General features: G+C 73.0%; 3 protein-coding genes and 1 pseudogene. All 4 read right to left on the reverse strand.

Going from position 1 to position 7,001, the window contains the following annotated elements:
- A pseudogene (locus P1P70_RS37170) lies at positions 1–488 on the reverse strand (condensation protein); the annotation flags it as partial.
- The gene (locus P1P70_RS37175; RefSeq protein ID WP_319245638.1) at positions 485–4,909 is read right to left on the reverse strand and encodes an alpha-(1->3)-arabinofuranosyltransferase; all 4,425 of its coding nucleotides are present in this window, start codon (positions 4,907–4,909) and stop codon (positions 485–487) included. The pseudogene P1P70_RS37170 and the gene P1P70_RS37175, both read right to left, overlap by 4 nt.
- A complete protein-coding gene (locus tag P1P70_RS37180; RefSeq protein WP_319245635.1) occupies positions 4,906–5,586 on the reverse strand; it encodes a class I SAM-dependent methyltransferase in 681 nt (226 codons plus the stop codon). The genes P1P70_RS37175 and P1P70_RS37180 overlap by 4 nt, the downstream gene beginning before the upstream one ends.
- A gap of 164 nt (positions 5,587–5,750) precedes the next feature.
- On the reverse strand, positions 5,751–6,902 hold the full coding sequence (locus P1P70_RS37185) for a glycosyltransferase family 4 protein (RefSeq protein ID WP_319245637.1): 1,152 nt from the start codon (positions 6,900–6,902) through the stop codon (positions 5,751–5,753).
- Positions 6,903–7,001: the final 99 nt, after the last annotated feature.

The raw sequence follows: 7,001 nt of genomic DNA on the forward strand, positions 1-7,001 counted from the left end.
GCCGAGGGAGGGCGGGCGGTTGCTGCGGCGCGACCGCCCGTGGCCAGGCCTACCGCGTCCGAGGCCTCGCTGCCGACCGCCGGGCCCGCGCCCTCCACCACCTCCAGGCGGATCGGTGGGGACAACGTCAGCGGGGGCGCTTCGATCAGCGCTCTCGTCCGCGCGTCCCGCAACGCGTGCGGCCCGGCCGGCAGGAAGGTCACCACCTCCACCTCCGGCTCCTCCGTCAGCTCCCACTCGTAGCGGCGCCGGTACCAGTGGCCCGGGGCCTCGCGCATGAGGATGCGGGGGTGGCGGTGCAGCGCGGCGACGAAGGCCGTGCGCAGGCGGTCGGGGTCGAGCCGGCCGGGGAGGTGGACCTCGATGTGGACGGTCTCGGGCTCCTCCTCCTGGAGGCAGTGGCGGGACACCTCGTCCACCACCGGGAAGGGGATCCGCACGGGCCCCGGCGCGGCCTCGTCCCGCGCGGGCCGGTCCAGCGCCGTCATCCCGGCTCCCCCCTTCCCGTACCGCCCTGGTCCTCCGGCGGAGTCGCCCGGAACTTCGGCTTGGTGAGGGGGATACGGCGGGTCGGGGTGTCGGGGTCCTGCTGCGGGGCGCCCGGCCCGCGCGCCGAGATCGTCGGACTCGCGACCGATCCGCCGCCTCCCCCTTCCGCGCCGCCGGGCCCGCCGTTCAGCTTCTTGCCCACGCGTCGCCGCTGCGGCAACGGCTCCATCGGTGCCTCCGCCCCCGGCGGGCGCTCGAACTCCCGTGTGGCACCGGGCCGTTCCGGCGCGGTCGCGACATCCGAGCCCACGCTCACCAGCGCCGCGAACAGGCCGATGAGCGCGAGGAGTTGGGCCACCGGCCCGAACGCGCCCACGTCGGCCGCGACCGGCTCGCCCGCCCCGGACGCGGCGGCGACCCCCGCGCCCGCGAGCGCCAAGAAGGCGATCGGCACGAGCAGGGTGTGCCGTTTCCAGGCGAGGAGGGCCAGCAGCGGGACGAGGAGGGCGAAGAAGCCCGCGATGACGATGCCGACGAGGGTGAGCGCGACCGTGCCGAGCCAGAGGCCGGGGCCCGGCGGCGTGGGCTGCGGTCCGTCGGGGTTGGGCTCCTGCCGGCGCCAGAGGGCCAACCCGATGAGGGCCACCAGGCCGACGCCCGCGCCGATCAGCCCCGCCTCGTACGTCACGGACGGCTCGTACGACAGCTTGACCGTGCCGCCGGCGCCGCCGGGGACGCGCCAGCCCTGCTGCCAGCCGTCGAGCCTGACCGGGGTCAGTTCGCGGCCGTTCAGCGTGGCCTTCCAGCCGTCGTTGAAGTTCTCGTACGTCGTCAGGTAGGAGGCCGCGCCGTCGCCGACGGTGACCGCGCGGCGGTCGCCGAGCCAGTCCCGTATGCCCAGGTCCCGCCCGGAGACGGCGGGTTCGGTGACCGTGCCCCGGGTGAGCGTCACGGTCGTGACGGCCAGCGCGCCCGAGTCCTCGGACTCGAAGGTGTGCCGGTCGGCGGCGTCGAGCTCCAACCCGCCGCCCGCGCGCCCGTCCTGACAAAGCGTCAGATCGATCGGCCGGCGCTCCACCAGGTCCCGTACGGTCCCCCGCGCGCTCGTCTCGTACAGCGTCCCGTCGACCTCGACCGTCGGGCCCTCGCCGCACGGCAGCTCGAAGTCCCGGGTCGGGGCGGGCTGCGGTGTGCGGTACTGGTCGAGGGCCGGGACGTACGCCTCCGTGAGTCCGACCGGGAGTTGCAGGTCGTCGTCGGCGACGGGGTTGTGGACGGTCATGGGGGCCGTCTCGGTGACCGTGATGTCGAGCTGGTCGGTGTTGATCGGGTCGAAGCGCACCCAGCCGTTCTCGTCGACAGCGGCGATCACGGCTCCGTCCGGGGAGCTGATCTCGACCTGGGTCGGCCGGGCCGACAGCCCGCCCGCCGGGGCCAGGACGAGCGAGCCGACCGGCCACTTGTCCTTCCAGCTGAGGTGGATCGTCGGCTCGTCGCCCGCGATCCACGCCGTGGTCAGGTCACCGTCGGTGAGGTTGCGGGGCGACAGCCCGGCACCGAGCGAGGCGGTGGAGTCGGCGGTCGCCGTCATCCGGGTCTGCTGGTCGGGGGCGACCTCGTACAGCAGCTTGTCCAGCTCGTCGCCCGGCACGGGGACGGCCGTCGCCTTCATCTCGTACGTGCCCGCCGTGCTGGTGGCGAAGGTGCGGTGCAGGCCGGGCTCGGTGCCCGTGGGGGAGAGGCCGGTGGGGTCGGCGGCCCGCGCCAGCGACACCACCTCGGCCGAGGCGGCCGTGCCCTCGGGGTTCTGAGCGTCGGTCGGCAGCCGCAGCATGCGGGTGACCTTGACGCCCGGGATGTCGACCTCGGCGAAGCCCGCGCCGACGAGCCCGGTGTGCCGCTCCGCCGAGTCGAGAATCGTGATCTTCAGCCAACGCGTCTCGCCGGGACGGGCGTTGACGGTCTGCGTGGAGCCGTCCGGCTGGAGGTTCGTGGAGCGCGAGCCACGCTCGGTCTCCACCTTGATCCGGGTCGGCGCCGACCGCACCCCGTCCTGCGGCAGCGGGGTGACCTCGAACGTCTCCGGGATGTCCTGGCCGCCGTCGAAGTCGATCCGCAGCCACTGCCCGTTCGCCGACCCGGCCGCGCCCTCCGCCCAGGCGGTGTCCCGGTCGCCGTCGAAGGCGTTCACCGGGTCGTACTGAGGTAGATGGAACAGCCAGTTGCCGCTCGTCGACGCGGTCACCGACTTGGCGCCGCGCAGCTCGGCCACCGTCTGATGGTCGAGCCCCGACACCGGCAGGATCTGCTTCGGCTGCTCACCGGCGTCCTGCACGCTCCCGCTCGGGTTCCGCTCGTCCGCCGTGTACGTGTACGACGTGTTGGCGTTGACCAGGCCGAACCGGGTGTCCGCCCGGCGCAGTCCGTCACCGATCACCTGGACGGCCGGGGTGCCGAGGCCGGGATGGTTGTCGCCGGTCAGCACGGTGGCCCGGTCGCGCAGCTCCGGGTCGGCGGCCAGCGGCAGCAGCGACTCGGGCCCGCCGGAGACGACGGCCGTGTCCGCGATCGCCTTCAGCCCGGCCTGCCCGGGACGCGGCACGTCCTCGGCGGGCCGGTAGATCTCCACGGCCCGCTGCCGCGCGTACAGGCCCTCGACCTGCAGCGGGGTGTCCTCGGCGATCCGTCCGCCGGTCATGACCGGCCCGAGCCCGGTGACCCGCTCGTACCCCGACTGCTCCAGCGTCCGCTTCACGGTCGTGGTCGGTACGGCACCGATCTGGTCGGGATCCAGGTCGTTGCGGACGACGACGTAGTAGAGGCCCGCCCGGCTCAAGTAGTCGGCGAGACCCGGCACTTCGGCGCCCGTGAGCAGCGCCTGCTCGACGGCGTCCATCGCGCGCCGGTTGCCGGGCGTGCCGAACGGCACGTAGTCGCGCTGCGCCCAGCGGGACTCGGCGAGCACGTCGAGGGGCTGGTCGACGGTGGTGCCCCAGGTGTGGATGCCGTGCGCGGTGGCCGGCACGACCAGCGCCCGCGAGTCCGGCGAGTACTTCTCCAGCCAATCGGCCGTCGCCTGCCAGTACTTGGGCAGCTCGCGGAACGAACCGGGTTGCAGCACAGAGCCGTTGAGGTACGGCCACAGCAGCCCGGGTACGACGAGCACGGCGGCGATCAGCGGGGCGAAGCGCCGCCCCCGCACCGGGCGGGCCCCGTGCGCCTGCGTGGCCACCCCCACCAGATGCGCGAGCCCCAGCACGAGCGCGAGGGCCAGCCCGGTCTGGAACTTGTAGATGTTCCGGAAGGGCGCGAGGCCCCCGTTCAGCCAGTCCTGGACCACCCCGTGGAAGGGCGCCCCGAACACACCGCCGTACCCGGCGAGCGTGACCAGCGCGACGACCAGCACGGTCAGCACCAGCCACCGCCGCTCGGGCATGTCCCGTCGCGCGAGCCCGGCGAGACCCAGCCCCGCCGCCAGCGCCGACGACAGGATCACGAGCACGGAGGCGGCGACGGACCAGCCGGCCGGCAGCCAGGGCTCACCGAAGTTCAGATACGCCACCCAGTTCCCGGCGCCCCGCAGCGCCTCGGTGGCGGACATCGTGGCCGTCGTGGTCTGTGAACTCTCCACGTACGGAAGGAAGTTCTCGCCGTAGAAGCCGAGCAGCAGCAGAGGCACCACCCACCAGGCGGTCGCCAGGATCACCCCCGGCACCCACCAGGCGATCATCCTCCGCTGTCTGGGTCCCGGTGTCCGGGTGAGCAGGTACAGCCCGACGGGCAGCAGCGAGGCCAGGGTCGCGGTGGCGTTGACACCGCCCATGAAGGGGATGACCAGCGCCGACCGCAGGGCCGCCACCCGCGCGCTGTACCGCTCGTTCGTCAGCGGCAGCAGCACCCACGGCAGGAACGCCCCGGGCAGCGCGGCGGCCGAGGTGGATCCCACGACCGTGGTGAACAAGGGCCAGAGCGCGTAGGCGCCGGCGGCCAGCAGGCGGGACGCGGAGCTCCCGACACCCAGCCGCTCCGCCAGCCGGAGCGCACCCCAGAAGGCCACCGACACGATCAGCGACAGCCACAGCCGCTCCGCCAGCCACACCGGCAGCGCGACCAGATCGGTCAGCCCGTAGTACGGCAGCATCGGCCACAGGTAACCGACGTACTGGTCCGCGATGCCGCCGAACCCGCCCCGGTCGTGCCACAGCTGACCGAGGTCGGAGACGAACTGCCAGGGGTCGGTGGTGACGCCGAGCTTGGTGTCGAAGGTCTGCCGTCCCGGTTGGGCGGCGACCAGCAGGACGAACACCACGGCCCAGAATCCCAGCAGCCAGCGCCGCGACCGAGGGCCCTCGGGGGGTCCCTCGGTCGTGCCCGCGGGCCGTACCGGCGCGGGGGGTGGAGCCTGGACCGTGCTCGTCATGGTGGACACCGCCGGAGGATGAGGAGGAGGTTCCAGGTGGCGAACTCACGCAGTCCCGGCGCTTTCACGACGGTCTCCGCGAGGAACGGCCAGTAGCGGGAGCGCGCCGACACGACCGTCACGTCGTCCCGGTCGCGCACCTGCCGCAGAGTGCGTCCGATGTGCACGGCGAAGAGGTTCTCGCCGAGGGTGTGTTTGGCGTCCTTGCCCGTACGGCGCCGATAGCGGGCCCGTGCCCGCTCCGCCCCCAGGTAGTGCCAGGGCGCCCACTCGTGCCCGCCCCACGGGGACAGCCAGTTCGTGAACGACACGTAGATCAGCCCGCCGGGCCGGGTGACCCGTACGAGCTCACTGATGAAGGTCGGCGGATCGGCGACGTGCTCCAGCACGTTGGAGGTGAAGGTGACGTCGGCGACCCCGTCGGCGAGGGGCAGCAGATACCCGTCGGCGACGACGGCCCCGTCGGGCGGCTTCGTCCCCAACTCCCGTAAGTCCGGCTCGAAGAGAAACGCTTGCGCCCCACGTCGCCGGAACTCCTCGGTGAAGTACCCGCTCCCGCCGCCCACATCGACCACGGTGAGCCCGTCGACGGACCGCCCGCCGTACGCCTCCACCTGATCGACGGCGTCACGGGCGAGCAGGGAGTAGCAGTACTCGGGATCGTCCTGCTCCCGCATGAAGGCCCGGAAGAGGGTGAGGGAGCGCCGAAAGGAGGGGTCCTTGAAACCACCGCTTCCCAAGGGGCGCGGGGCTGTGACATGTGCGGCTCCGCCGCGTGGGCGCGACAAGCCACGAACAACCCGCAGCCGCCGACGGCCGGTCGAGGCACCCCCTTTGGCGCTCAAGGCGTCCAACCCCGCACCGCCTCCGCAGCCACCGCCCGGAACTGCCGAACCGTGTGCCCCCACCGATAGTGCGCGGCGCGCTCCCGCGCCGCCTTCCCCATCAGCACCCGCCGATCGGTCGACAACGCCAGCGCACACCAGGCCGCCGCGAACGACGACTCACCCCGGGCGAGCACCCCGGTCTCCCCGTCCACCACGGAGTCCCGCAGCCCGGGTACGTCGAAGGCGACCGACGGGGTCTCCCGCACGGCGGCCTCCGTCACGACCAGCCCCCACCCCTCCACCGAGGACGGGTGCAGCAGCAGCCAGGCCGCGCACAGCAGCCGGTGCTTCTCCTCCTCGGAGACGTGCCCGGCGAACTCGACACCGGCCCCGGCCATCGCCTCCAACCGCGCCCGCTCGGGCCCGTCGCCGACGATCACGAGCCGTCCGCCCGTGACCGGCCGCACGCGTTCCCAGAGCCGTAGCAGCAGATCGATCCGCTTGTACTCGACCAGCCTGCCCACCGCCACGAACAGCGGTTCGGGCGAGCGGTCGGCACGCGGCCCCGGCTCCTCGACGCCGTTGTGCACGACCCGTATCCGCTCCCGCTCCACACCGATCGAGCGGAGCGCGGTGGCCGTGGACGAGGAGACGGCGACCAGCAGGTTCCGGCGCTGTGCGGCCGTCAGCGACCAGTGTTCGAGTCTTCGGCCGAGCCGGGCGGCGGGCGCCAGCGGGCCGCCGAACCGCTGCTTCCACAGATCCGTGTGCACATGGTTGACCAGGCACATCGTCGGGCCGTGGTGCCAGAGCGGCGCGAGGTAGGGCATGCCGTTGCACACCTCGACCAGGAGGTCGCAGTCGCCGACCTGCCGGGCGAAGGTCGACTTGGCGCGCAGATGGTGGCTCAGGTCGCCGCCGGCGGAGACGACCCGGTAGTCGCGGTAGGCCGCCGGGCCGCCGCACACCAGGGTGACCTGATGGCCGAGTCGGGTCAGTCCGTCGGCGAGCCGGTCGACGAGGAGCTCGGAGCCCCCCGCCGCCGGATTACCGAGGTCACGGCGGGCGAGAAAGACGATCCGGCGCGGCTGTGGGGGGCCTGCCGAACGGTGCTGGTACAGGCGCGGAAACACCTCGACCAGCGAGAACGGCACGTGCTGGGGCATGGGTGCTCCAACTCGTCTCGGGGTGCGGAACTCAGCGGGGAGAAGGACGTTCGCTGTGGGGGATGTTCCGGTGGGCGGGGGGTCCGGATGGGTCTGGTG

Origin of the sequence: Streptomyces sp. MB09-02B (genome assembly GCF_033794485.1) — a bacterium.
In the GTDB taxonomy this organism is placed as follows: Bacteria; Actinomycetota; Actinomycetes; order Streptomycetales; family Streptomycetaceae; genus Streptomyces.